The sequence below is a fragment of the Lachnoclostridium sp. An169 genome, from assembly GCF_002160525.1.
GTDB classification, from domain to species: Bacteria; Bacillota; Clostridia; order Lachnospirales; family Lachnospiraceae; genus Mediterraneibacter; species Mediterraneibacter cottocaccae.
Window position 1 is genome coordinate 1 of record NZ_NFKT01000025.1, and the last position, 20,788, is coordinate 20,788.

The 20,788-nt window shown below is 48.2% G+C and carries 23 protein-coding genes; 22 read left to right on the plus strand and 1 reads right to left on the minus strand.

What is annotated here, in order from left to right; genetic code table 11:
- Positions 1-215 precede the first annotated feature (215 nt).
- The 9 genes from B5F07_RS15655 to B5F07_RS15690 all read left to right on the plus strand — a co-directional run bounded on the left by B5F07_RS15655 (position 216) and on the right by B5F07_RS15690 (position 8,499).
- Positions 216-1,280 carry an ABC transporter permease gene (locus tag B5F07_RS15655; protein WP_087162200.1) on the plus strand — a complete coding sequence of 355 codons (1,065 nt, stop codon included), beginning with the start codon at positions 216-218 and terminating at the stop codon, positions 1,278-1,280.
- On the plus strand, positions 1,277-2,020 hold the full coding sequence (locus B5F07_RS15660) for a hypothetical protein (protein ID WP_242972554.1): 744 nt from the start codon (positions 1,277-1,279) through the stop codon (positions 2,018-2,020). The genes B5F07_RS15655 and B5F07_RS15660 overlap by 4 nt, the downstream gene beginning before the upstream one ends.
- Before the next feature lie 5 nt (positions 2,021-2,025).
- Positions 2,026-2,910 carry an ABC transporter ATP-binding protein gene (locus tag B5F07_RS15665; protein ID WP_087162201.1) on the plus strand — a complete coding sequence of 295 codons (885 nt, stop codon included), beginning with the start codon at positions 2,026-2,028 and terminating at the stop codon, positions 2,908-2,910.
- Between the two features lie 327 nt (positions 2,911-3,237).
- The gene (gene pheS / locus B5F07_RS15670) at positions 3,238-4,275 is read left to right on the plus strand and encodes a phenylalanine--tRNA ligase subunit alpha (RefSeq protein WP_087162202.1); all 1,038 of its coding nucleotides are present in this window, start codon (positions 3,238-3,240) and stop codon (positions 4,273-4,275) included.
- Between the two features lie 11 nt (positions 4,276-4,286).
- The gene (gene pheT, locus B5F07_RS15675) at positions 4,287-6,731 is read left to right on the plus strand and encodes a phenylalanine--tRNA ligase subunit beta (protein WP_087162203.1); all 2,445 of its coding nucleotides are present in this window, start codon (positions 4,287-4,289) and stop codon (positions 6,729-6,731) included.
- A 9-nt stretch (positions 6,732-6,740) separates the two neighbouring features.
- The gene (gene queA, locus B5F07_RS15680; RefSeq protein WP_087162204.1) at positions 6,741-7,766 is read left to right on the plus strand and encodes a tRNA preQ1(34) S-adenosylmethionine ribosyltransferase-isomerase QueA; all 1,026 of its coding nucleotides are present in this window, start codon (positions 6,741-6,743) and stop codon (positions 7,764-7,766) included.
- Between the two features lie 139 nt (positions 7,767-7,905).
- Positions 7,906-8,115: a hypothetical protein gene (locus tag B5F07_RS23415; RefSeq protein ID WP_330397849.1), complete on the plus strand. Its 210-nt coding sequence runs from the start codon at positions 7,906-7,908 to the stop codon at positions 8,113-8,115.
- Between the two features lie 11 nt (positions 8,116-8,126).
- A complete protein-coding gene (locus tag B5F07_RS23420; protein ID WP_330397853.1) occupies positions 8,127-8,216 on the plus strand; it encodes a hypothetical protein in 90 nt (29 codons plus the stop codon).
- Complete coding sequence (locus B5F07_RS15690; protein ID WP_087162205.1) at positions 8,209-8,499, plus strand: helix-turn-helix domain-containing protein; 291 nt, start codon at positions 8,209-8,211, stop codon at positions 8,497-8,499. Before B5F07_RS23420 ends, B5F07_RS15690 begins: the two co-directional genes overlap by 8 nt.
- 30 nt (positions 8,500-8,529) lie before the next feature.
- Here the strand turns inward: B5F07_RS15690 and B5F07_RS15695 are convergent, their stop codons facing one another.
- Positions 8,530-9,255, minus strand: coding sequence for a DUF554 domain-containing protein (locus B5F07_RS15695; protein ID WP_087162206.1), 726 nt, complete (start codon positions 9,253-9,255; stop codon positions 8,530-8,532).
- Between the two features lie 242 nt (positions 9,256-9,497).
- Here B5F07_RS15695 and B5F07_RS15700 point away from each other — a divergent pair, with 242 nt between their 5' ends.
- From B5F07_RS15700 to B5F07_RS15760, 13 genes are all read left to right on the plus strand, one after another.
- Positions 9,498-10,478 (plus strand): ABC transporter ATP-binding protein, encoded by a 981-nt coding sequence (locus B5F07_RS15700; RefSeq protein ID WP_087162207.1) that lies wholly within the window; start codon positions 9,498-9,500, stop codon positions 10,476-10,478.
- Positions 10,475-11,338: an ABC transporter permease gene (locus B5F07_RS15705; RefSeq protein ID WP_087162208.1), complete on the plus strand. Its 864-nt coding sequence runs from the start codon at positions 10,475-10,477 to the stop codon at positions 11,336-11,338. The genes B5F07_RS15700 and B5F07_RS15705 overlap by 4 nt, the downstream gene beginning before the upstream one ends.
- Complete coding sequence (locus B5F07_RS15710) at positions 11,338-12,798, plus strand: GldG family protein (protein WP_087162209.1); 1,461 nt, start codon at positions 11,338-11,340, stop codon at positions 12,796-12,798. The genes B5F07_RS15705 and B5F07_RS15710 overlap by 1 nt, the downstream gene beginning before the upstream one ends.
- Positions 12,795-14,165: a DUF4340 domain-containing protein gene (locus tag B5F07_RS15715; protein ID WP_087162210.1), complete on the plus strand. Its 1,371-nt coding sequence runs from the start codon at positions 12,795-12,797 to the stop codon at positions 14,163-14,165. Before B5F07_RS15710 ends, B5F07_RS15715 begins: the two co-directional genes overlap by 4 nt.
- Before the next feature lie 155 nt (positions 14,166-14,320).
- Complete coding sequence (locus B5F07_RS15720) at positions 14,321-14,941, plus strand: winged helix-turn-helix domain-containing protein (RefSeq protein ID WP_087162211.1); 621 nt, start codon at positions 14,321-14,323, stop codon at positions 14,939-14,941.
- 218 nt (positions 14,942-15,159) lie between these two features.
- On the plus strand, positions 15,160-15,816 hold the full coding sequence (locus B5F07_RS15725; protein WP_087162212.1) for a helix-turn-helix domain-containing protein: 657 nt from the start codon (positions 15,160-15,162) through the stop codon (positions 15,814-15,816).
- Positions 15,817-15,876: 60 nt separating this feature from the next.
- Complete coding sequence (locus B5F07_RS15730; RefSeq protein WP_087162213.1) at positions 15,877-16,548, plus strand: response regulator transcription factor; 672 nt, start codon at positions 15,877-15,879, stop codon at positions 16,546-16,548.
- Positions 16,545-17,603 (plus strand): HAMP domain-containing sensor histidine kinase, encoded by a 1,059-nt coding sequence (locus tag B5F07_RS15735; protein WP_242972555.1) that lies wholly within the window; start codon positions 16,545-16,547, stop codon positions 17,601-17,603. The genes B5F07_RS15730 and B5F07_RS15735 overlap by 4 nt, the downstream gene beginning before the upstream one ends.
- 275 nt (positions 17,604-17,878) lie before the next feature.
- Positions 17,879-18,382: a zinc-ribbon domain-containing protein gene (locus tag B5F07_RS15740; RefSeq protein WP_087162214.1), complete on the plus strand. Its 504-nt coding sequence runs from the start codon at positions 17,879-17,881 to the stop codon at positions 18,380-18,382.
- Position 18,383: 1 nt separating this feature from the next.
- The gene (locus B5F07_RS15745) at positions 18,384-18,845 is read left to right on the plus strand and encodes a zinc ribbon domain-containing protein (protein WP_087162215.1); all 462 of its coding nucleotides are present in this window, start codon (positions 18,384-18,386) and stop codon (positions 18,843-18,845) included.
- Between the two features lie 42 nt (positions 18,846-18,887).
- Entirely contained in the window at positions 18,888-19,259 is a 372-nt protein-coding gene (locus tag B5F07_RS15750; protein ID WP_087162216.1) for a hypothetical protein, read from the plus strand.
- A gap of 95 nt (positions 19,260-19,354) precedes the next feature.
- Positions 19,355-20,176: a CPBP family intramembrane glutamic endopeptidase gene (locus tag B5F07_RS15755; RefSeq protein ID WP_242972556.1), complete on the plus strand. Its 822-nt coding sequence runs from the start codon at positions 19,355-19,357 to the stop codon at positions 20,174-20,176.
- Positions 20,163-20,786, plus strand: coding sequence for a DNA alkylation repair protein (locus tag B5F07_RS15760; protein ID WP_087162218.1), 624 nt, complete (start codon positions 20,163-20,165; stop codon positions 20,784-20,786). The genes B5F07_RS15755 and B5F07_RS15760 overlap by 14 nt, the downstream gene beginning before the upstream one ends.
- Positions 20,787-20,788: the final 2 nt, after the last annotated feature.

The window sequence follows — 20,788 nt, forward strand, 5'->3', positions numbered from 1 at the left end:
ATCCTATTACTTAGTAAAAGTTGGAATATAAGTTGTAGAGCCGTATACGAGACCCGTACGTACGGTTCAATGGGAGGGGCGAGATTTTATTCTCCCTCTACCCTATTTCGCGTCAGGAAAATGGCGCGATATTTTTTCGCTTTTTTTCAGCCGTTGTCTTTTTGTTGTCATTTCCATTTTACACTGTACTCATCAAAGGAAAGGAAGTGACATCTATGACAGCGATCATAAAACGGGAGATCCGGAATTATCTGAAAAGGCCGCTGTTCTGGCTGGGGATTGTGATCGTAATCTTCGGCGTGTTTCAGCAGTTGGAGCCTTATCTGAACATTCATTACATTACCTCGGAGAAAGAAATAGAAAATGACTACCCGGATGTTGTCCCGGAAGCGGATGTCTACGAAGGGTATATCCCGGCCAGTGAGGCGGAGAGAAGAGCGGGCTGGGAGGAGGAAATCCGCGAGACACTGACCGCAGAGTTCGGGATGAGCAGTCAGGAGGCGGAAACAGTCATCGAAAGTTTGAGTGATATGACAGTGGAAGCAGCCTGCCGGTATCTGCGGGATGAGTACGGATACTACGGCGCCATTAATGCCTGGGAGAATTCTGCCTATCGGAAAGGGACGAAAGAGGAGATCAATGCCTATATTGAGAGCAGGCTTGGGGAACATCCTTTTTCCTATTATTTCTCCCGGAAATTTGCAGATTTTACCGGTCTGTTCATGGCGTTTCTGGCAACGGTGCTGCTGGCGTTCCTCTTTATGCAGGATATGCGGAAGAATACCTATGAGCTTCTGCACACGAAACCTGTCAGTGCCGGGCAGTATGTACTTGGAAAGACGGCGGGAGGATTTCTGGTGTGTCTGCTGGTTCTTGTTATTATGAATCTTGTGTTCTACACTGCATGCCGGATCTATACGGCGGACGCCGGGTTCGAGGTGCGGCTAATGGATTTTATCGGGGCGACATGCATATATCTCCTGCCGAACATGCTGATGATCGTGTGCGTGTATGCGCTGATCTCGCTGCTCTTTAGGAATCCTCTGCCCGCGGTGCCCATGCTCGTGCTCTACATCCTGTATTCCAATATGGGCAGCAGGAATGCGGACGGAGTGTTCGGATACTATGGGAGACCTCTGGCGATTATAGTGCGGTTTCCGGGGATGTTTTTTGATACGGCACCTCCGCCGATGGCTTTGTTTAACCAGTGTTTCCTGATCATTGCCTCCATCGGTGTGATCCTGATCTGTATGCAGCTCTGGAGGAGGCGGAAGATATGAGAACCGGGAAATCGGAACGTAAGACCGTCGGATCGGAACGGAAGAACGCCGGGCTGGGACTGAACAATGTCAGGCTGGAAATGAAGATCAGCCTGCCCTTATATAAGATCGCATATTCCCTGTGCTTTACTGTGATCTTAAGTATGATCCGGGGCGTGATCCTCACTTATGAGATCGGCATATCCATGGAGGCTCCGATGGCACTGCTTGCCCTGGTATTCTGCGCGGACACTTATGTGCAGGAGATCACAGGCAGGCGCTCGGAGGTGTGGCGACTGTATCCCATGAAGAACAAACTTGCCTCCATGGCGCTGCGGATGGGAATCCAGGAGGGAATGCTGTTTCTGCTTTCCGCGGCGGGCTACGGAATGTTCATCCTCATCCAGAGACCGCTCTCCCTCTACACGGCAGGCGAGAGTACGGAAAATGAGTGGAGCATGTTTCTGGGATTCCTTCTGGCCATGTTCGTGACTTTATGGTTCTGGGGAATGTTCTCCGCTGTGCTGTCCTGCCTGCTCCGCAGCCAGTGGGCAGGGATCGGCTGCGGACTTGTCCTGTGGCTAGTGACGAATTCCACGTTTGGAAAGGCAGTCCTGGGAGACTGGAATCTTTTCTCCTATACATTCCGGGACATCGAAAACGGCGGGGATCTGAGCTGGCTGTGGGGGAAAGCCCTGTGTGCAGGACTCTGTGTAATCATGGCGCTTCTGGCGCCGCAGATCATGAGGAAAAGAGGTTAAAAATTATGAGTATAAAAATCAAAGATCTGACTGTGACATTTAAAAATAACGTGACCGCCATTGACCACGCAGATCTGGAGATCCCCGGCGGCATCTATGGGCTTCTGGGAGAAAACGGCGCGGGAAAAACCACGCTGATGCGCGTGCTGACTACCGTGCTGCGTCCGGCGGGCGGCGCAGTAAGCCTGGACGGAATCATTTACTGTGAAGGAAATTACCCGAAGATCCAGAAGAAGATCGGGTATCTTCCCCAGGAGATTGACCTGTATCCGAATCTGACGCTGCAGGAGTGCCTGGAATATATGGGAGCGCTCTCCGGGATACCGAAAGACAAATGCAGGGAGCGGATCCGCTATTACCTGGAGAAAACCAACCTGACGCAGCACCGCAGAAAAAAGATGCGCCAGCTCTCCGGCGGAATGAAACGGCGGGCAGGGCTGATCCAGGCGCTGTTAAGCGAGCCGGAGTTCCTGATCGTTGACGAGCCCACTACAGGCCTGGACCCGGAGGAGAGAATCCGCATCCGCAATCTGTTGGTGGATTTCTCCGAGAACCGAACCGTCCTTTTTTCCACCCATGTGGTGGAGGACCTGACGGCGGTCTGCAGCCAGCTTGCAGTGATGAAGAAGGGAAAGTTCCTCTACTCCGGCAGTATGAAAGAGCTGTTACGAGAGACGGCCGGACATGTGTGGACCTGCCATATGGCGGATGAGAGACAGGCAAGAGAACTGGAGAGAAAGTATCATGTCTCGTCGAAACAGTTTTCGGAAAACGGAATGGAAATCCGGCTGATCAGCCGGGAAAGACCGGAGATCCAGTGCGCGCCGGCACAGCCTACTCTTGAGGATGCATATATCTATATCGATCGCAGATCTTCATTGACAAAATGAGAAATCTATGTAATAATATTTTCGATTTTAGGCTGTGAACATACGTGAGTACAGGAGATGTAGTGGTCCAGAGACGGAGTGCCACCGGCTGAAAGCATTCCTCGCGAACCTTCTGGAAGTTTCAGTATGGGAGCCTTCCGGCGAAAAGCATATGTAATCTGCGTTAAGCCGGATGTTCGTGTAGCAGGATATTACACAAAATGAGTGCAGAGTATAAAGAGAAGATACTCTGAAATAGGGTGGTACCGCGATTAACATCGTCCCTTGCATGAATGACAGGGGACGGTGTTTTTTTCGTCTCCCAAACGATCAGAAAGGAGAATCGCAATGAAAGATAAAATCAACAGTGTTTTATCAGAAGCAAAAACAAAGATTGCTGAGGCGGCCAGTGAGAGCGGGCTGCAGAGCGTGAAAAGCGCGTATGTTGGAAAACAGGGCTCTCTGACACTTTTGATGAAGGAGCTTCCGAAACTGGATGCTGCTCTTCGTCCGGAAATGGGGAAACTGCTGAACCAGGCAAAGAATCAGGTTACAGAGCTGATCGATGCCAAGAGAACGGAGCTGAAGCTGAAGGCGTCGGAGGTATCTCCGGATTTTGACTGTTCGGTTCCGGGAATTATGCCGTCCGGCGGAGGACTTCATCCGATCACACAGATGTGCTACGACCTGAACGATACCTTCCGTTCCATGGGATTTGAAATCTTTGAGGAGGATGAGATCACAAGCGAGCTGTACGCCTTCGACAAGCTGAATTTCCCGCCGAATCATCCGGCCCGCGAGAGCATGGACACATACTGGCTGGAGGGACATGACAGCGGCAGCACGAACGAGAAGCTCTGCCTGCGTCCTCATCTGACAGGCGGAAGCGTCCGTTATATGCAGACTCATAAGCCTCCTTACCGTTTCGTTTATCCCGGACGTGTATACAGAAATGAGACGACAGACGCCCACCATGAGAGAGCGTTCTTCCAGTATGAAGCGCTGATCGTGGACAAGGACATCACATTTACATCCGGAAAGGTTATGATCCAGAGCATCCTGAGCAAAGTGTTCGGAAGACATGTTCCGGTGAGGATGCGCTCCGGTTTCTTCCCCTTTGTGGAACCTGGATTTGAGATCGACATGCAGTGCCAGGTATGTGGAGGAAAAGGGTGCAGCGTATGCAAACATGTAGGATGGATCGAGGTTATGCCGGGCGGTTCGCCTCATCCCAATGTACTGAGGGCAGCAGGCCTGGATCCGGATGTATATACCGGATTCTATGTAAATATCGGCCTGGACCGTCTTGTTATGATGCGTTACGGTGTAGATGACGTCAGACTGTTCCACAGCGCTGACTTAAGATTCCTGAAACAGTTTAAATAAGGAGAGAGAAAATGAAGTTATCATTATCATGGATAAAGGATTTTGTAAATATCCCGGAAGATATGGATCTGAAAAAACTGGCATATGATCTGACCATGTCTACCGTAGAGGTGGAAGATGTGGAATACCTTGCCCGCCGTTTTGACAACATGATCGTAGGCGTCATCGAGAAGATCGAGGCCCATCCGAACGCAGACCGGCTGAGAGTGTGCAAAGTCGATATCGGCGGTGGAGAGATCAGGGATATCGTCTGCGGCGGCAGCAACCTGGAAGAAGGAATGCGCGTCGCTGTATCCTGCCCGGGCGCTGTCGTGCGCTGGCACGGGGAAGGGGAACCTGTCGTGATCAAAAATTCCAAGCTCCGCGGGGTTGAGTCATACGGCATGATCTGTGCGTCCGATGAGATCGGACTGGGAGACCTGTTCCCTGCAAAGCAGGAGGCGGAGATCCTGGATCTTTCTGCTTTTGACGTACCGGCAGGTACTTCTCTGGCAGACGCGCTGGATATGAACGATGTGATCCTTGAGATCGACAATAAATCAATGACAAACAGACCGGACCTGTGGGGCCACTATGGGATCGCCCGTGAGATCGCGGCTCTTTATGATCTGCAGCTGGCAGAGATCAGACCTTTCGAGACTGACGTTCAGTCTGATTTTCGGGTTGAGATTGAGGATCCGGACAGATGTACCAGATTTATGGGAGTGGAGATGTCCGGCGTATATGTAAAGCCGTCGCCTTACAAGATGCAGAACCGGCTTTGGAAGGCAGGAATGCGTCCGATCAATGCGCTGGTGGATATCACCAACTATGTGATGCTGGCCACCGGAAGTCCGTCTCATGCCTATGATGCGGATAATATTGTGGATCACATTGTAGTGAGACACGCTAAAGAAGATGAAAAGCTGATGCTGCTCAATGACAAGGTACTGGATCTGTGTACGGATGACCTGGTGATCGCTGATGGAGAAGGCCCTGTAGGGCTTGCAGGCGTTATGGGCGGTGCGAAAGATTCTATCCTTCCCAAAACCGAGCGAGTGATCCTTGAAGTGGCAAACTTTGACGCTGCGGGCATCAGGAGGACTGCGCTCCGCTACGACAACCGTACTGAGGCTTCTGCCCGGTATGAGAAAGCAATCGACCCGGAGAGGTGCGAGCAGGCGGTTGCCCTTTCCATGCAGTATTTCAAAGAGCTTTATCCGGAGCTGAAAGTGACGGGATTCTGCGATAACTATGTGAAGAAACTTAATAGAGCGCAGATCGACGTCAGCCTGTCCTGGCTGGAAAAGAGACTGGGGAAACATCTGACAAATGATGTGATCCGGGGAAAACTGGAGAAACTGGGATTTGATGTACAGATCGACGGCGACAACATGCATGTGACTGCGCCTACATGGCGTTCTACAGGGGATATTTCCATCAAGGACGATGTGATGGAAGAAGTTGCCAGGATGTACGGATATGATAATTTTGATGCGACGGAGTTTACCACTACATTTACAGGAGCCATCAACCAGAAAGACAAGAGCCTGATCAGAAATATCAAGGAATACCTTGCGATCCGCTGCGGGATGCAGGAGGTATATACCTACCCGTGGATGAATGATGTGTTTGTGAACGCAGTTCTGCAGAGCACGGACGGGATCTTAAGACTTTCGACCCCGCCTGCACCGGACCTGTCCTGCATCCGTTCCTCCCTGCTTCCGAATCTCTGTGAGGCAGTTGCAAAAAATGAACGCTATTTCAATGATTTTGCTATCTTTGAAGAGGCTCAGGTATTCTTTGACAGAAACTATACATCCGTATATGATCCGACAGAGTCTCTTCCGGAGCAGCGGAGACATATCGGAGCGGCATTTGCAAGTGATGTAAAAGATATCAATACACTTTTCAGAGAGGTAAAGGGTGTTCTTGAGTACATGCCGCGCTACACGCATATGGAGGCGTTTGAGTTCAGAAAAGAAGAAAAACCGGTATGGGCGGACAATGTTGTCTGGCTGAATATTTATCTCGGCGACAAGAGGATCGGCGACATGGGACTTGTGGCAAAGAAGGTCTCCATGGACTGCGGCATCAAGAATCTTTCTGTGATGCTGTTCGAACTGGATGCTGCGAAACTGCAGCCGCTGAAGTCCAGAACAAACAAATTTACCCACCTTGCCGAGTATCCGGAGACAGATTACGATATTTCCATGCTGTTTGATTCCAATGTGGAATGGAACGATATCTATGACGCAGTCATGGGGCAGAAGAAGGCAAGCGCGCTTCTGAAGGAAGCATCCTTCGTGGATGAGTACAGAGGAAAACAGATCCCACAGGGGAAAAAGTCCGTGACGATCAGGCTGACAATCGGATCAGATGAAAAGACGCTGACTTCCCAGGAGATCGAGAGTGCGGCAAACCAGGTAATGAAGAAACTCGGAAAGAAGATGGGAGCGGAGCTTCGGACACAGTAAGCGAAAGATATGAAGACAAGTGATTTTTATTATGATCTTCCGGAGGAACTGATCGCTCAGGATCCTCTGGAGGACCGGTCATCCTCCCGGCTCCTTGTACTGGACAAAGAGACGGGAAAAACAGAACATCATGTATTCCGTGAGGTCATCAATTACCTGAACCCGGGGGACTGCCTGGTTATCAATGACACAAAGGTAATCCCCGCCCGGCTGATCGGTGCAAAAGAGGGAACCGGGGCGAAGATCGAAGTGCTCCTCCTCAAAAGAGGGGCGGATGACGTCTGGGAGACGCTGGTGAAACCGGGACGGAAGGCAAAGCCGGGAACACGTATCAGCTTCGGCGACGGGCTTCTTGTCGGCGAAGTTGTGGATGTGGTGGACGAGGGAAACCGTCTGATCCACTTTGAATATGAGGGAATCTTCGAGGAGATTCTCGATCAGCTTGGTCAGATGCCCCTTCCACCCTATATTACCCACCAGCTCAAGGACAAGGACCGCTACAATACTGTCTATGCGGCGCACCCCGGTTCTGCGGCGGCGCCTACAGCGGGACTTCACTTTACGCCGGAACTTTTAAAGGCGATTGAAGAAAAAGGAATTGATATCGCCCACGTGACTCTCCATGTGGGACTGGGGACGTTCCGTCCGGTAAAGGTGGATGATGTGGAAAACCACCACATGCACTCGGAATTTTACATGATCGATGAAGAGGCTGCGGAAAAGATCAACCGCGCCAAAGAAAGCGGGGGAAAAGTGATCTGCGTGGGAACCACGAGCTGCCGGACTATCGAGTCGGCGGCGGATGAGAACGGCAGGCTGAAACCATGCAGCGGATGGACGGAGATCTTCATCTATCCGGGCTATCAGTTCAAGATACTGGACGCCCTGATCACCAATTTCCATCTGCCGGAGTCCACCCTGATCATGCTTGTATCGGCGCTGGCAGGCAGAGAACATGTGCTGGCAGCGTATGAGGAAGCGGTGCGGGAGAGGTACCGGTTCTTTAGTTTCGGGGATGCGATGCTTATCATTTAACACCGTTTTTGAACATTTGTGAGGAAATAGAATTCCGGAAGTCGATGAAGCTTCCGGAATTTTTTTGATCATAGATATTCTGATTACGGACGGAAGAGTTCCGGAGCTTTGCCTGGTGGGGATAATTCTGCAGAAACATATGTCAGAGATGATATTGACAAATATGTTGGATACGACATATAATAAAAGAAAAGGACAAAGGGGAAGGACAATGGATCAGTTTAAGATTGAATTTTACACAAAAGACAATGGCGAAAAACCGGCAAAAGATTTTCTCCTGAGTCTGGATATAAAGATGCGGGCGAAATTATCGGGAATTCTTGCTATTTTGGAAACAGAATTATACTGACGAATGGTTTTATAAAGAAGTCACAGAAAACACCGAAATCAGAAATTAAACTTGCAAAAAAATATCGTGATGATTATGAAAGGAGAACAAATCATGACTAAATATGAAGATGTAAGAGAACAACTGTTAAATAATCCGGAAGTAAAAGCAGAATACGAAAACCTTCAGCCGGAATTCGATATCATCCATGCGATGATCAAAGCGAGAAAAGAGCAGAACCTGACTCAGAAAGAGTTATCTGAGAGGACAGGAATCACCCAGGCAGATATCAGCCGGATTGAAAATGGAACGCGCAACCCGAGTCTGAATATGATTAAACGTCTGGCAAAGGGGATGGGAATGAGATTAAAACTGGAATTCATTCCGGAGCCGGAAAAGAAATAATCCCATTCGCATCACAGCTCTACCGGCGTCTCACAGTTCTACCGGCAAAAAGGCAAATATCACCGCGATCACCACTGCCGGGAGAAAATTTGCCACCCGGATCTTCTTTTCCCAGAGCAGATTGACTCCCACGCAGAAAATGAGGATGGAGCCCACCAGTGAGAGGTTGAAGAGAGCGGCGTCCGTCATAATGGGCTTCAAAAAGCCTGCAAGAAGGGTGAGTACGCCCTCAAATACAGCCACAGGGATTGCGGAGAAGATGCAGCCGATGCCCATAGAGCAGGTCATCACCATGATGATGATCAGGTCAAGCACCATTTTGGTGGCAAGGATCGAATAATCGCCGTACAGACCGTCCTGGATGGCGCCCACGATTGCCATGGCTCCGATGCATACAGTCAGGGAAGAGGTGACGAAAGCATCGAGAAAACGGCTGTCTTTTGCATTGCCGGATCTGATCTTCAGCCATTCCCCAAAGCGCTCAAACAGACCTTCAATATTGATGATCTCACCGATCAGGGCACCCACCACAAGGGAGAGTACAATGAGCATGGAATGTCCGCTGCTCAAAGCCGCCCCGTCGACAGAGAGCATGCACTCCATTGCTCCGGCGGTTCCGATGAAAAGAACGCTGATTCCGCATGCTTTATTTACCGTGTCCTGTATCCTTTCTGTGAGAAATTTTCCAAAAAAGAAACCGGCAGCTCCGCCGGCGATAATTCCAATTACGTTAATTAATGTACCGAAACCTGGCATGGTTATCCTCCTGTGCTGTCTTTCTGACAGCGCTTTTTTCTGCTGTCACACATGAGTATTATTATAGCTTTTTCTTTTGTTTTACGCAATGAAAAAACAGGAACCTGCGCCAGGGGTATCAGCTGCTCTGTTTATATTTATTTTATAAAATTAACACACTGCAGCCAATGTTCAATCACAGACCCCTCTTAGAATAGAACAATCGACGGAGTCGAAGTAAGTAGATAAGAGAGGGTTGTAAAATGATCGAAGTGAAACATCTGACGAAATTCTATGGAGATCACAAGGCGGTGGATGACATTTCTTTTACCGTCAGGGACGGTACGGTCTGTGGTTTCCTGGGACCCAACGGAGCGGGAAAGTCAACGACCATGAATATCATGACCGGGTGTCTCTCCGCGACTGAGGGCACCATTACCATCGGTGGTTATGACATATTTGAGAATCCCATAGAAGCGAAAAAATGTATCGGCTATCTGCCGGAACAGCCGCCTCTGTATTTTGAGGAGACGCCCAGAGAATACCTGCGTTTTGTGGCTGAGGCAAAAAAGATCCCCCGGGAGAAGATCAGAGAGGAGATCGACCGGATCATGGAGGAGACACAGCTCACCGCCGTGGCGGACCGGCTGATCAAGAACCTGTCAAAAGGATATAAGCAGAGAGTGGGGATCGCCCAGACTCTGTTGGGGAATCCGAAAGTGATTATCCTCGACGAGCCTACTGTGGGGCTGGACCCCATTCAGGTAGTTGAGATCCGCGACCTGATCAAATCTCTGGGAGAAAAGCACACGGTAATCCTGAGCAGCCACATTCTCTCAGAGGTCCAGAACATGTGCGACGAGATTCTAATTATCTCGAAGGGTAAACTGATCGCCTATGACACGGCGGAGAATCTGGAGAAAATGATGCAGCCGCGGACATCCATCGAAGTCCTGACGGATGCGGATGAAGAGGAGAGCAAGGCGGTGCTCTCATCCGTTGAAGGTATTGAGAAGCTGGAATTCTCGGAAGGGGAGCAGGGGCTTTTAAAGATCCTGATCGATACTGCCCCGGAGAATGAATTCGCAGTGAGAAAGGTGCTTTCCCGCAGGTTCGCCGCAGTGGACAGGGCGGTGCTGAAAATGGATGTGGTGAAGGCAAATCTGGAAGAAATCTTTATCGAACTGACAAGTCCGGAAGAGACTCCGGAAAATCAAGAAAACGAGGAGGAGAAAGTACAATGACAGCGGTTTTTCGACATGAGATCCGATTATTGTTTTCCGGCCTGACAGGGTATGTGTACGGCGCGTTTTCCCTGTTTTTTGTGGCGGTCTACATGATGTATTACAATCTGAGCGCCGCTTATGCCAATTTTGAGTTTGCCCTGGCAGGGGCTTCTTTTGCGTTTATCATCACGATTCCGATCCTGACCATGCGGATCATCGCGGAGGAGAAAAAGCAGAAAACAGATCAGCTTCTGTATTCTCTTCCGATTTCCACCACGCAGATCGTGATGGGGAAATTTCTGGCGGTGTTTGTCACATCGATTATCCCCATGTGTTTTGTGGTGTTTTATCCCCTGATTCTGGCAAACTACGGAAACCTGTATCTGCCGACAGCGTTTGGCGCCATGTTCGGCTATGTGATGACAGCGGCGGCGCTGATGGCGATGGGAATTTTCATCTCCTCTGTCACGGAGTCCCAGCCCATGGCCGCGGGAATCTGTTTTGCGGCAATGCTGCTCAACTACTATATGGTGACACTGGCGGAATATGCCACATCTTCTGCCTACGGTTCCCTGATAGCGCTTATTGTGATTGAAGTGATTATCGCACTGCTGATTCAGCATATGACGCGCAATTCTGTTCTTTCCCAGGGGGTTGCCATTGTGGCGGTGATCGCCACGGCGGGGACTTATATCTATAACAGCGACTGGTTTGTGGGGCTGTTCCCGAAGATTCTGGAAAATATATCGGTCTATGAACGGTTCTACGAATTTGTGGACGGAATCTTTGACTACACTCATGTAGTTTATTTTATCAGCGTGATTGCTTTTTTCCTGTTTTTAACCGTCCAGTCACTTGAGAAAAGGAGATATAACTGATGAAGGTTTCGATAAAAGATTCTTTACAGAAATTAAAAGAACAGTTTGCCACCCGTTCCACCAGAGCGGGCAGCTACAGCTTTTTTGTGACGGTCATTGTACTGGCAATTCTTGTCACGGTGAATTTCGCCTTAAGTTTTTTCCCGGACAGTTATACGCAGAAGGATCTGACGGCGAATCAGCTCTATTCACTCTCCAGTCAGTCAAAGGTGCTTCTCGGAACGCTGGAGGATGACATTACGATCTACTGGATCGTCACAACCGGAAATGAGGATGAATATCTGGAACGGCTTCTGCACAATTACGAGGATTACAGCAGCCATGTGACGGTGGAGCAGGTTGACCCGGATCTGAATCCGGATTTTACAAATTCCTATACGTCAGAAACAATCTACAACAACTCCCTGATCGTGGAGTGCGGAGACCGTTACCGCTACATCAGCTATGAGGACGTCTATGAGACGAGCGGCTATTCCTATTATTCCAGTTATACAAACGACAGTAAATTTGCCGGGGAGAGCCTGATCACATCGGCGATTTCCTACTGTACAACAGAGGAGCTTCCGGTGATTCACATCCTGGAGGGACACGGCGAGGCGGCGATGACCTCATCTTTTGAGGAGGCGCTGGAGCGGGACAACATTGAGACGGAGACCCTGTCGCTTTTAAGCTATGAATCCGTTCCCGAGGAGGTGGAGTGTATTCTGATTAACGCACCATCCACGGACATTTCAGAGACGGAGCGGGATATGCTGACCGCGTTTCTGGACAATGGAGGAAGGGTTCTGATCATCAGCGGAACAGCCGAGGGGGATGAACTGACCAATCTGAACAGTGTGATGGAGTATTACGGAATCTCGGTTAAGGAAGGTGTTGTAATCGAGGAAAATATGGAAAACTATGTTTTCGGAAGCCCGGTTCTTCTGATGCCGGAAATGAATTCCAGCGATATCACGAACCCGCTGATCGAGGATAACTACCATGTGATTGTCCCGGTTGCCAAGGCTCTGGACGTTTCCGGTGCGGCAGATGATGTTGATGTGACCTCACTTCTGGAATCCTCGGAAGATTCATTTATCAAAGAGGAAGGCTATGGGATTACGACCTATGAAAAAGAAGCCGGAGATACGGAAGGTCCGCTGACGCTTGCAGCGCTGGTCACAAAGGATCTGGATGACGACAGACAGATGCAGCTTGTGTGGATTGCTTCGTCCGAGATGCTGAGCGATGTGTATAACTCATATTCTTCAGATGCAAATGAAGATTTTGTATTAAATGCACTGGAGATGATGAGCGAGAAGGACAACAGCATTTCCGTGCGTTCCAAGAGCCTTTCCTATGAATATCTGACGATCAGCACAAGTGATGCAACCTACATCCAGGTTCTGACAATGGTGCTGATCCCGGCGGCTTATCTGATCGTCGGCATTGTGGTAGTAGTAAGGAGGAAACGCAGATGAAACGGCAGAGAAGATTGATGGTGCTTCTGGGAATACTGGTGATCTGCATCGGTGCGGCGGCAGTCATTTCCAATATTAATTTCGAGGAGAAGATGGTAGGCACCGAGACGGCAATCGTGGATGTGGAGAGCTCGGAGATCACTTCCCTTTCCTGGAACTATGAGGAAGCGGTGTCATTTACCTGTGAAGATGACCAGTGGAAATATACAGAAGACGAAAATATGCCCGTGAACCAGGAACTGCTCGGGGAGATCGCGGAAAATCTTTCCGATATTACATCAGACAAAATGGTGGAAGAGCCTCAGGCGTTAAGTGTCTACGGACTGGATGACCCGGCATATTCCCTGTCGGTGGGAACGGCGGATGAGACGGTGGAGATCTCCATTGGAAATGAGAGTTTTACAGACGGTGAGGTCTATATCTCCACAGGCGACGGCTATGTCTATCTGACGGATTCGTCTCTGATCGATGAGATTTCCTACTCGCTGTACGATCTTGTCCAGACGGACGAGATCCCGGAGATGGAAACAGTCACAGAGGTTGCCATTGACAAAGAAGATCCGGCGGATATTGTTTATCAGGAGAACAGCGGGTACGGCTACAGTGATGCTTATACCTATTATCTGAAAAACGGAGAAGAATACCAGAATCTGGACAATGAAAATACGGAAACGCTTTTCTCCACTCTGTCCGGCTTCTCCTGGGAGGAATGTGTGGATTATTATGCGGAAGATTCGGAGCTTGCCACCTATGGACTGGACGACCCGGATGCAGTGGTTACGGTTTCCTATGAGGATGAGGAAGGAACGGCGCAGCAGTTTATCTACGAGGTGGCGTCTGCTGACGGCAGTTTTTACGGAAGAGTGAAGGACTCTGCGGTGGTATGCGGCATCAGTCAGGATGTGTATGACGCTGCGGTTAATGCTTCCTATGACGAGCTGAAACCGGATGAGATCATTCTCCTCGACTGGGAGACTGTGGACAGTATTGATGTTGAGATCGATGGAAATGTTTATACGGTCGAGATCACTCATGGCGGCGAGGATGAAGATGACACATATACATTAAATGATGAAAAAATCGAATTCGGCGATGTTCTGGATGATCTGCTGACCGTGACACGGGCGGATGATGAAGAGCTGGAGGAAGCAGGGCTTGGAGATCCGGAAGCCGGGGATAATACTCTGGAAATGGCCCTGACCTTCCACAGAAATACGGAGGAATATGATACGGTGGAACTTGATTTCTACCAGTATAACGGAACATACTGTATCTCTGTACTGAACGGAGAAGAGAAAAATTATGTGAGCAGAGAGGATGTGGTGTCACTTAAAGAGGCAGTGAATACGATAGTGCTGGATCAGTGATTGAAAATTGAGGAGTGTGGAAGAAATTTTCGGGATAAAAAGCAAATAGAATAAATTCACCTGTTTTTCACATTCAGGAGTGCCTTAGTTTAAATTCAGTTTAGCTTCATCGGCTAAAGTATACCCATGATTCTGACACAGGGAGGACAGAGCCGATGGAAGTACTGGCAGTTATAAATGCAGTAATTGAAAAAACGTTGAAGGAGAAGGTGGAACAGTATGCTTTCCTGGAAGGCTTTCTTTCATATGAATTAAAGCTGCATACGGAAAAAAAGAAAATCCGGTACAGGACAGTTATGGTATTTGTGGATCAGAGAGGCATGGAAAAATATCGGGATACGCTTCAGCAGTTGAAAAATCTGGACTATCCCATTATCCTGCTCTCTGATCCGTATTCATTTGAAGATTTCCAGAACACGGTCAGTCAGTATGTGAAAAACCGGGAACTGGAAGAACGGCGGCTGTGTTTCGGTCAGCTTCTTGTAGACCGGAGCCAGCACAGGATCATACTGGCTGGGGAAGAGGTGAAGATGGGACCGTTTGAGTTTGAAATTCTTCTCTTTCTGCTGAATCATCCCGGAAAGGCCATGACCCGGAAGGAGCTGAATTATCTTCTTCCGGAGCGGAAGCGGGAGAGCGGGCGCAATATCGATACGCATATCAAGAATATCAGGAAGCTCCTTCATATGGAGGATGTGATCAAGAGCGTGCGGTCGGTGGGATACCGGATTGAGCGGGAGAACTTTTACCGGGAGATGACGGGAGAAATTAGATGAAGGCGGCAGGCAGCAGCGGGAGAAAGTAATTCAGACATTGACGGATATATTTCCGCAGGCTATGATAGAAGCAGATCAAACTCAGGGAGAGAAGCCGAAAAATAGGGATGTAAAAGCATTTTGACGGGGAAAATCCCGCATGTAAAAGCGGTTTGATAGACATTGGTTTTTCTTTTATTTAAGATACAGACAAAGAAAAAAGAGGGAGGGAAAGACTGGTGGATATAGGAGGCAAGATCAAAAACGCAAGGATAAATGCCGGTCTCACCCAGGAACAGGTGGCGGAATTCCTAAGTGTCAGCCGCCAGACCATTTCCAACTGGGAGAACGGAAAGACATATCCGGACATCGTGAGTGTTGTAAAAATGAGCGACTTATATGACATCAGCCTTGACCATCTGCTGAAGGAGGAAAAGCCTATGTCAAAGTCAGACTATCTGAATTATCTGGAAGAAAGCACGAACACTGTAAAAAGCAGAACCAGGTTGTCCATCATAATCCTGATTGCTGTATATCTGGGAATCTGGGCTGCCTCGCTCATCGCATTCTGGTTTTTCGGCAGCGGCTCGGATGCGTTGGGGTACAGCATTTTGTATCTGTGGATACTGCTTCCCGTAACGACATTTATCGTATCGCTGATAATCGGAAGAAATAATTACTGGGGACATAAGAAATGGTTTGCTGCTGCCGGGTTCGGGCTGATGTATATGCTCGCAGAGTACGGGACGTTCAGCGCGGCCAATATGGTAACATTTCATAAGATCAATGTACCGGAATTTATTATGATCCCAGTCGGGGCAGTTATATCGCTGATTGGGATGGGAATCGGTGCAGGTGTCCGTTACGTGAATATTAAAAGAAAAAAATGTTCTTAACAATCCATTAACAGTCAGTGGGTATAATAGTCAAAAATCAATAGAATTGAGGTGTCCCCAATGATAAATATACTTGTTGTGGAAGATGACAGAGATCTGAATCAGACAGTATGCCGCCACTTAATTACCCGAAAATACAATGCTGTCAGTGCATTAAATGCTGCGGAGGCATTTGATCAGCTCTATGCGCATCCTGTGGACCTGATTATCTCTGATATCATGATGCCCGGAATGGATGGTTTCGATTTTGCGAAGGCAGTGCGGCAGCAGGACAAGAATATTCCTATTCTGTTTATGACCGCCCGTGACGATTTTACATCCAAGGAGCGGGGATATCATCTGGGCATTGATGATTATCTTGTAAAACCCATTGATCTCAATGAACTTGTGCTCCATGTCGAGGCGCTGATTCGCCGTGCCAATATCGCTGCGGAGAAAAAACTTACCGTGGGAAATCTGGTGATGAATGAAGATGAAATGAGCGCAGAGGTAGACGGAGAGCCGGTTATACTGACTTTGCGGGAGTTCCAGATTCTGTTCAAGCTGCTGTCCTATCCAAAGCGGACCTTTACCCGCAGCCAGCTTCTGGATGAGTTTTCCGGTATAGAGAGAGAAAGCGGCCTGCGGACAGTGGATGTGCATATTACGAATCTGCGCTCCAAACTGGCAAAGTGTACCGGCTTTCAGATTGTTACTGTACGGGGACTGGGGTATAAGGCGGTGATTCTATGAAGGATGCAAAGGGTGATTCCCGTATCAATGCAAGGAGCATGACTTTTCGCAACTATTTTTATATATTCCTGTCCATGCTTCTGTTTTGCGGAAGCTATGCCGGACTGTATTTTTTACAGATTCAGGCAAGTGAAACAGTTTATATCGTACTGTCCATGCTGACATATATTGTGGTAATCAGTCTTGTGACATGTTTCCTTTTCGCTTTTTTCAGGCGTCACTTTCTTATGCGTCCAATCCGCCGCGTGTGTGTGGCTGCCCAGAGGGTTGCAGCAGGGGATTTTTCCGTCCGGTTGTCTTCTATGCGATGCGACGGGAAAAAGGACGAGTTTGAGGTGTTGTTTGAGGACTTCAACACCATGGTCGAGGAACTGGCGAGCACAGAAATGTTGAAAAATGACTTCGTTTCCAATGTGTCACACGAACTCAAGACTCCTCTGGCAGTGATTCAGAACTATGCAACCATTCTTCAAAGCGGAGAACTGACCGAGACGGAGCGAAAGGAGTATTCTCAGCGCATTGGTCAGGCTGCCGGGCGGCTGTCAATACTGATCACTAATATTTTGCAGGTGAACCGGTTGGAAAATCAGAAAATCAAGCCTGCATACCAGCCCTTCAATCTCAGCGAAGCGCTGAGCCGCTGCATCCTGAACTACGATACTCTGCTGGAGGAAAAAGACATTGAACTGGAAGCAGATATGGATCAGAATCTGGTTCTGAACAGCGATGAAGGTCTGCTTGATATGGTATGGAACAATTTACTGTCCAATGCAGTGAAGTTCACTCCGGAGCATGGCTGTATTAAAGTCAAACTGGAGCAGAAGGAAAATTCTGCTGTTGTATCAGTGACCGACAACGGATGTGGAATGGATGAAGAAACCCTTCGGCACATCTTTGACAAATTTTATCAGGGAGACACTTCTCATGCTACCCAGGGCAACGGTCTGGGGCTGGCTCTTGTCAGGCGGATTGTAGAATTGCTGGAAGGGGATATTTCTGTGGAAAGCATACCCGGGAAAGGGTCAATATTTACCGTAGGATTTGCGATACAATAAATGCAGTGTAATAATTTCTGAATGAACTTTTGGCGAAAGCCTGTCTGGAAGATTCCGGGCAGGCTTTTTCTTCTTAATCGAGCATTAACAATCTGTTGATGATTGCAAAATAAATGAGGACTATTCTAAGCACAGATTCAGAAAACAAGAATATTCTGAATTCAAAATTTCATTTCGCAGGAGGTATGAATGATGAAGAAAATTATTGGAATTATCCTGGCAGGTGTTGGAATCACAGTTGGCGGGTATGTCTGGAATAAAAGGAGGCATGCGGCATGAGATACTGCACTTTCTGTGGAACAGCTTTGGAAGATGGGGATGTGTACTGCAGCAAATGCGGGAGAAAAACAACTGCACAGACCTGGCAGATCCCGCATTGTTCGCTACCGAAATCTGCTCCGGCGGAACCCAAAAACAAGCTGTGCTGTGAGCTGGCATATACCGGGACGCTGTTTTGGCTGCCTCTGATCGTCTGCCCCGGGGAGAAGGATGCCAGGTACCACGCCAATCAGGGACTCTGGCTGCTAATACTGTCTGTAGCAGCCTGCACAGGAATTCGTCTTTTGTCTGCTGTCAATGAATTTCTGGCAGGCAGACTGTTGGGAGCGGTGTTCGGCGGCGTATATTCGCTGCTGTTTATCCTCTTCCTGTTCGGGATGCTTTTCCTGCTTTGGAGCGCTGTGACCCGGGCTATGGACATCCATCGGGACGAAGCAGCCAGACCGATTTTATTTTTTGAGAAAATACCCATTATCCGTGTTAAGAAGGAGGGAGAATAAAATGTTTTGTCCATTCTGTGGAAAAGAGATTCGCAGCGGTTCGATTTACTGCCCACACTGTGGAAAATCAGTGCACACCAACTCTGAAAATGCCCAAATGTGGGATGGATTTGCGTGTTTCCTGGCGGAAGGAAGTCTCGGACTGGCAAAGGCAATGGCTGCTGTTCTGCTTGGCGGTCTGTCCGGTGCATGTGGGATTGCAGCAACAGCTTCCTTCGCACTGGCCTGTTACCTCATCTATAATTTTTCAAAAGGACTGGCAGTGACGATTCCCTGGTTCCTGGTGGATACACTGCCTGTTGTGTCGGTTGGAGGGATGCCGCTCCTGCTGAGCGGTCTTACCGGGCTTTTAGTCGCACTGCTTCTGGGAATGGCCGCTGCTGCAATGATCTACTGCCTGCGAACCGGTATTGCAGGGGGTGCTGGGAAGAAAAACAAAACTTCACCGGCACAGAATGTCTGAGAGTGGTTTAACCTCGGCGTTCTTGGTCTGAACAGCTTTATTATGTTATATTACCGCGGCGCTCAGGGGGCGATCCAGTATGTAGTCTGCGCCGGAGCGCTTGGATATGCCCTGGTTCTCCTTTCCCAGTCGGTTCTGTACCGACGCTGTCCGGAACAGCGAATGCAGACCTTGAAACTGACCCGAAAAATATTCCGGCTGATTTATACTGCCGTCTACCTTACGTCCACTATGATGAATATTATCGTGGCATCCCAGATGCAAAACAGCATACCGTTTATGGTCTATTACGGCTGGATCTTTATCTGGGCAGCAGTGTGGGGAACAAACTGCTTCTGGGCACAAAAAGTATGCCGTTTATTTAAAGTACTGATTCCTCTAATTAAAGTAAAAATTATCGGAATAAAACTGTAATATTTTTTCTGTTGCCTGGTGTGGGCCGGGGGAGTATGATAAAGGAAGATGCAGAAAGCAGCTCAACGAGACCGGATAAAAGGAGAAGAACACCCGTGAACAGAGCAGAGGTATCATCCGAAAAGAAAATTGTATTGCAGTTTACTGCTTTGACCTTTTGTATTGCCTATGGTGTATCAGGTGTGCTGATTATTCTGGGACAATTCGGATATAGATTTTACGGAATGGTGTATTCACTGCAGCATTTTGCAATGAATATCCCCTTTGCTGTCTATATTCTATCACCTGCGATTGCTTCCTATATTGTTCTGAAGAAGAATGAGAAGATTTCGGGTTTTCGGGAATGGGTGAAACCGATTATTTTCATAAAAAATAAGCTTACTGTCTATTTGCTTATTGTTGGAGGAATCGTTCTGTATTTTGGAATACGCATGATAGCAGCGGGACGTGAGGAAATGCAGCTTCCTTTTTACATGTTCCTCCTTTCCCTGCCGGGAAATTTCATTATCGGCGGTCTGGAGGAAGCGGGCTGGACATATGTACTGCAGCCCAGGCTGGATAAAAAGTACGGCTTTATCCTTGCATCTGCTGCAGTCGGAGTCATTTGGATTTTCTGGCATATTCCCCTCTTTTTCATTCCCGGCACCAATCACTGTGAAGGCATGATCGATTTCTGGATGTTTAATGTCCAGGTGATGTCGTTAAGCTTTTTCAGAGGGGCAGTCTGTAGAATAGCGGGGAAAGGGCGCGTGTCTGCGTATGTGCTTTTTCATACGATGTTCAACGCCGCGTCCTCTCTGTTTGGACCTGTGACATGGTCGGAAACGGTTGGGGCGAATACTGCAATGATCGTTTTTTCAATAATAATTGTTATTGTAGATAAGAGATTTAGGGAGACATTTTATGGGAAATTTTAAAGCATATTTAGAAGAGACAATTCCGGAAAAAGATAGTTTAAGAATTGTAAAAAAAGAAGCGGAAAATTATTACAAAGAGCACTCGCCTGCTGAATGTTTTTCTATGGGACTGGAATTATATCAGTCGAACAATTTTCAAATACAGGAAGTAGGAGTTTTTCTACTGGGATATGCGGCTTGTGAAAATAATGCTGCTCTGTCTTTTATGAAAGAAACAGTAAGTCAGCATGACAGTTGGAAGGTACAGGAAATCCTGGCAATGGCATTTGATAATTATTGTAAAATCATTGGTTATGAAACAGCATTGCCGGTGATTGAAGAATGGCTGGGCAGCGGGCAGGCTAATGTGAGACGGGCTGTGACGGAAGGATTGCGAATATGGACAAGCCGTCCTTTTTTCAGGGATAATCCTCAGATCGCAATAAAGTTATTATCCGCCTGTAAAGATGATGAGAGCGAGTATGTGCGCAAGTCGGCAGGAAATGCGCTGAGAGATATAAGCAAGAAATATCCGGAAATGATTTTTAGCGAACTTGATTCGTGGGATTTATCATCAAAAGAAGTAAAGCAGGTATACAAACTGGCATCTAAATTTTTGGAATCACGATAAGT

Bases quoted from the DNA above. Each gene is read 5' to 3' on its own strand.
- B5F07_RS15745 (WP_087162215.1), top strand. From the start codon at position 18,384: ATGTTTTGTCCATTCTGTGGAAAAGAGATTCGCAGCGGTTCGATTTAC.
- pheT (WP_087162203.1), top strand. From the start codon at position 4,287: ATGAAGTTATCATTATCATGGATAAAGGATTTTGTAAATATCCCGGAA.
- B5F07_RS15705 (WP_087162208.1), top strand. From the start codon at position 10,475: ATGACAGCGGTTTTTCGACATGAGATCCGATTATTGTTTTCCGGCCTG.
- queA (WP_087162204.1), top strand. From the start codon at position 6,741: ATGAAGACAAGTGATTTTTATTATGATCTTCCGGAGGAACTGATCGCT.
- B5F07_RS15710 (WP_087162209.1), top strand. From the start codon at position 11,338: ATGAAGGTTTCGATAAAAGATTCTTTACAGAAATTAAAAGAACAGTTT.
- B5F07_RS15665 (WP_087162201.1), top strand. From the start codon at position 2,026: ATGAGTATAAAAATCAAAGATCTGACTGTGACATTTAAAAATAACGTG.
- B5F07_RS15715 (WP_087162210.1), top strand. From the start codon at position 12,795: ATGAAACGGCAGAGAAGATTGATGGTGCTTCTGGGAATACTGGTGATC.
- B5F07_RS15750 (WP_087162216.1), top strand. From the start codon at position 18,888: ATGTTATATTACCGCGGCGCTCAGGGGGCGATCCAGTATGTAGTCTGC.
- B5F07_RS15720 (WP_087162211.1), top strand. From the start codon at position 14,321: ATGGAAGTACTGGCAGTTATAAATGCAGTAATTGAAAAAACGTTGAAG.
- pheS (WP_087162202.1), top strand. From the start codon at position 3,238: ATGAAAGATAAAATCAACAGTGTTTTATCAGAAGCAAAAACAAAGATT.
- B5F07_RS15735 (WP_242972555.1), top strand. From the start codon at position 16,545: ATGAAGGATGCAAAGGGTGATTCCCGTATCAATGCAAGGAGCATGACT.
- B5F07_RS15695 (WP_087162206.1), bottom strand. From the start codon at position 9,255: ATGCCAGGTTTCGGTACATTAATTAACGTAATTGGAATTATCGCCGGC.
- B5F07_RS15660 (WP_242972554.1), top strand. From the start codon at position 1,277: ATGAGAACCGGGAAATCGGAACGTAAGACCGTCGGATCGGAACGGAAG.
- B5F07_RS15655 (WP_087162200.1), top strand. From the start codon at position 216: ATGACAGCGATCATAAAACGGGAGATCCGGAATTATCTGAAAAGGCCG.
- B5F07_RS15700 (WP_087162207.1), top strand. From the start codon at position 9,498: ATGATCGAAGTGAAACATCTGACGAAATTCTATGGAGATCACAAGGCG.
- B5F07_RS15690 (WP_087162205.1), top strand. From the start codon at position 8,209: ATGACTAAATATGAAGATGTAAGAGAACAACTGTTAAATAATCCGGAA.
- B5F07_RS15760 (WP_087162218.1), top strand. From the start codon at position 20,163: ATGGGAAATTTTAAAGCATATTTAGAAGAGACAATTCCGGAAAAAGAT.
- B5F07_RS23415 (WP_330397849.1), top strand. From the start codon at position 7,906: ATGTCAGAGATGATATTGACAAATATGTTGGATACGACATATAATAAA.
- B5F07_RS15730 (WP_087162213.1), top strand. From the start codon at position 15,877: ATGATAAATATACTTGTTGTGGAAGATGACAGAGATCTGAATCAGACA.
- B5F07_RS15740 (WP_087162214.1), top strand. From the start codon at position 17,879: ATGAGATACTGCACTTTCTGTGGAACAGCTTTGGAAGATGGGGATGTG.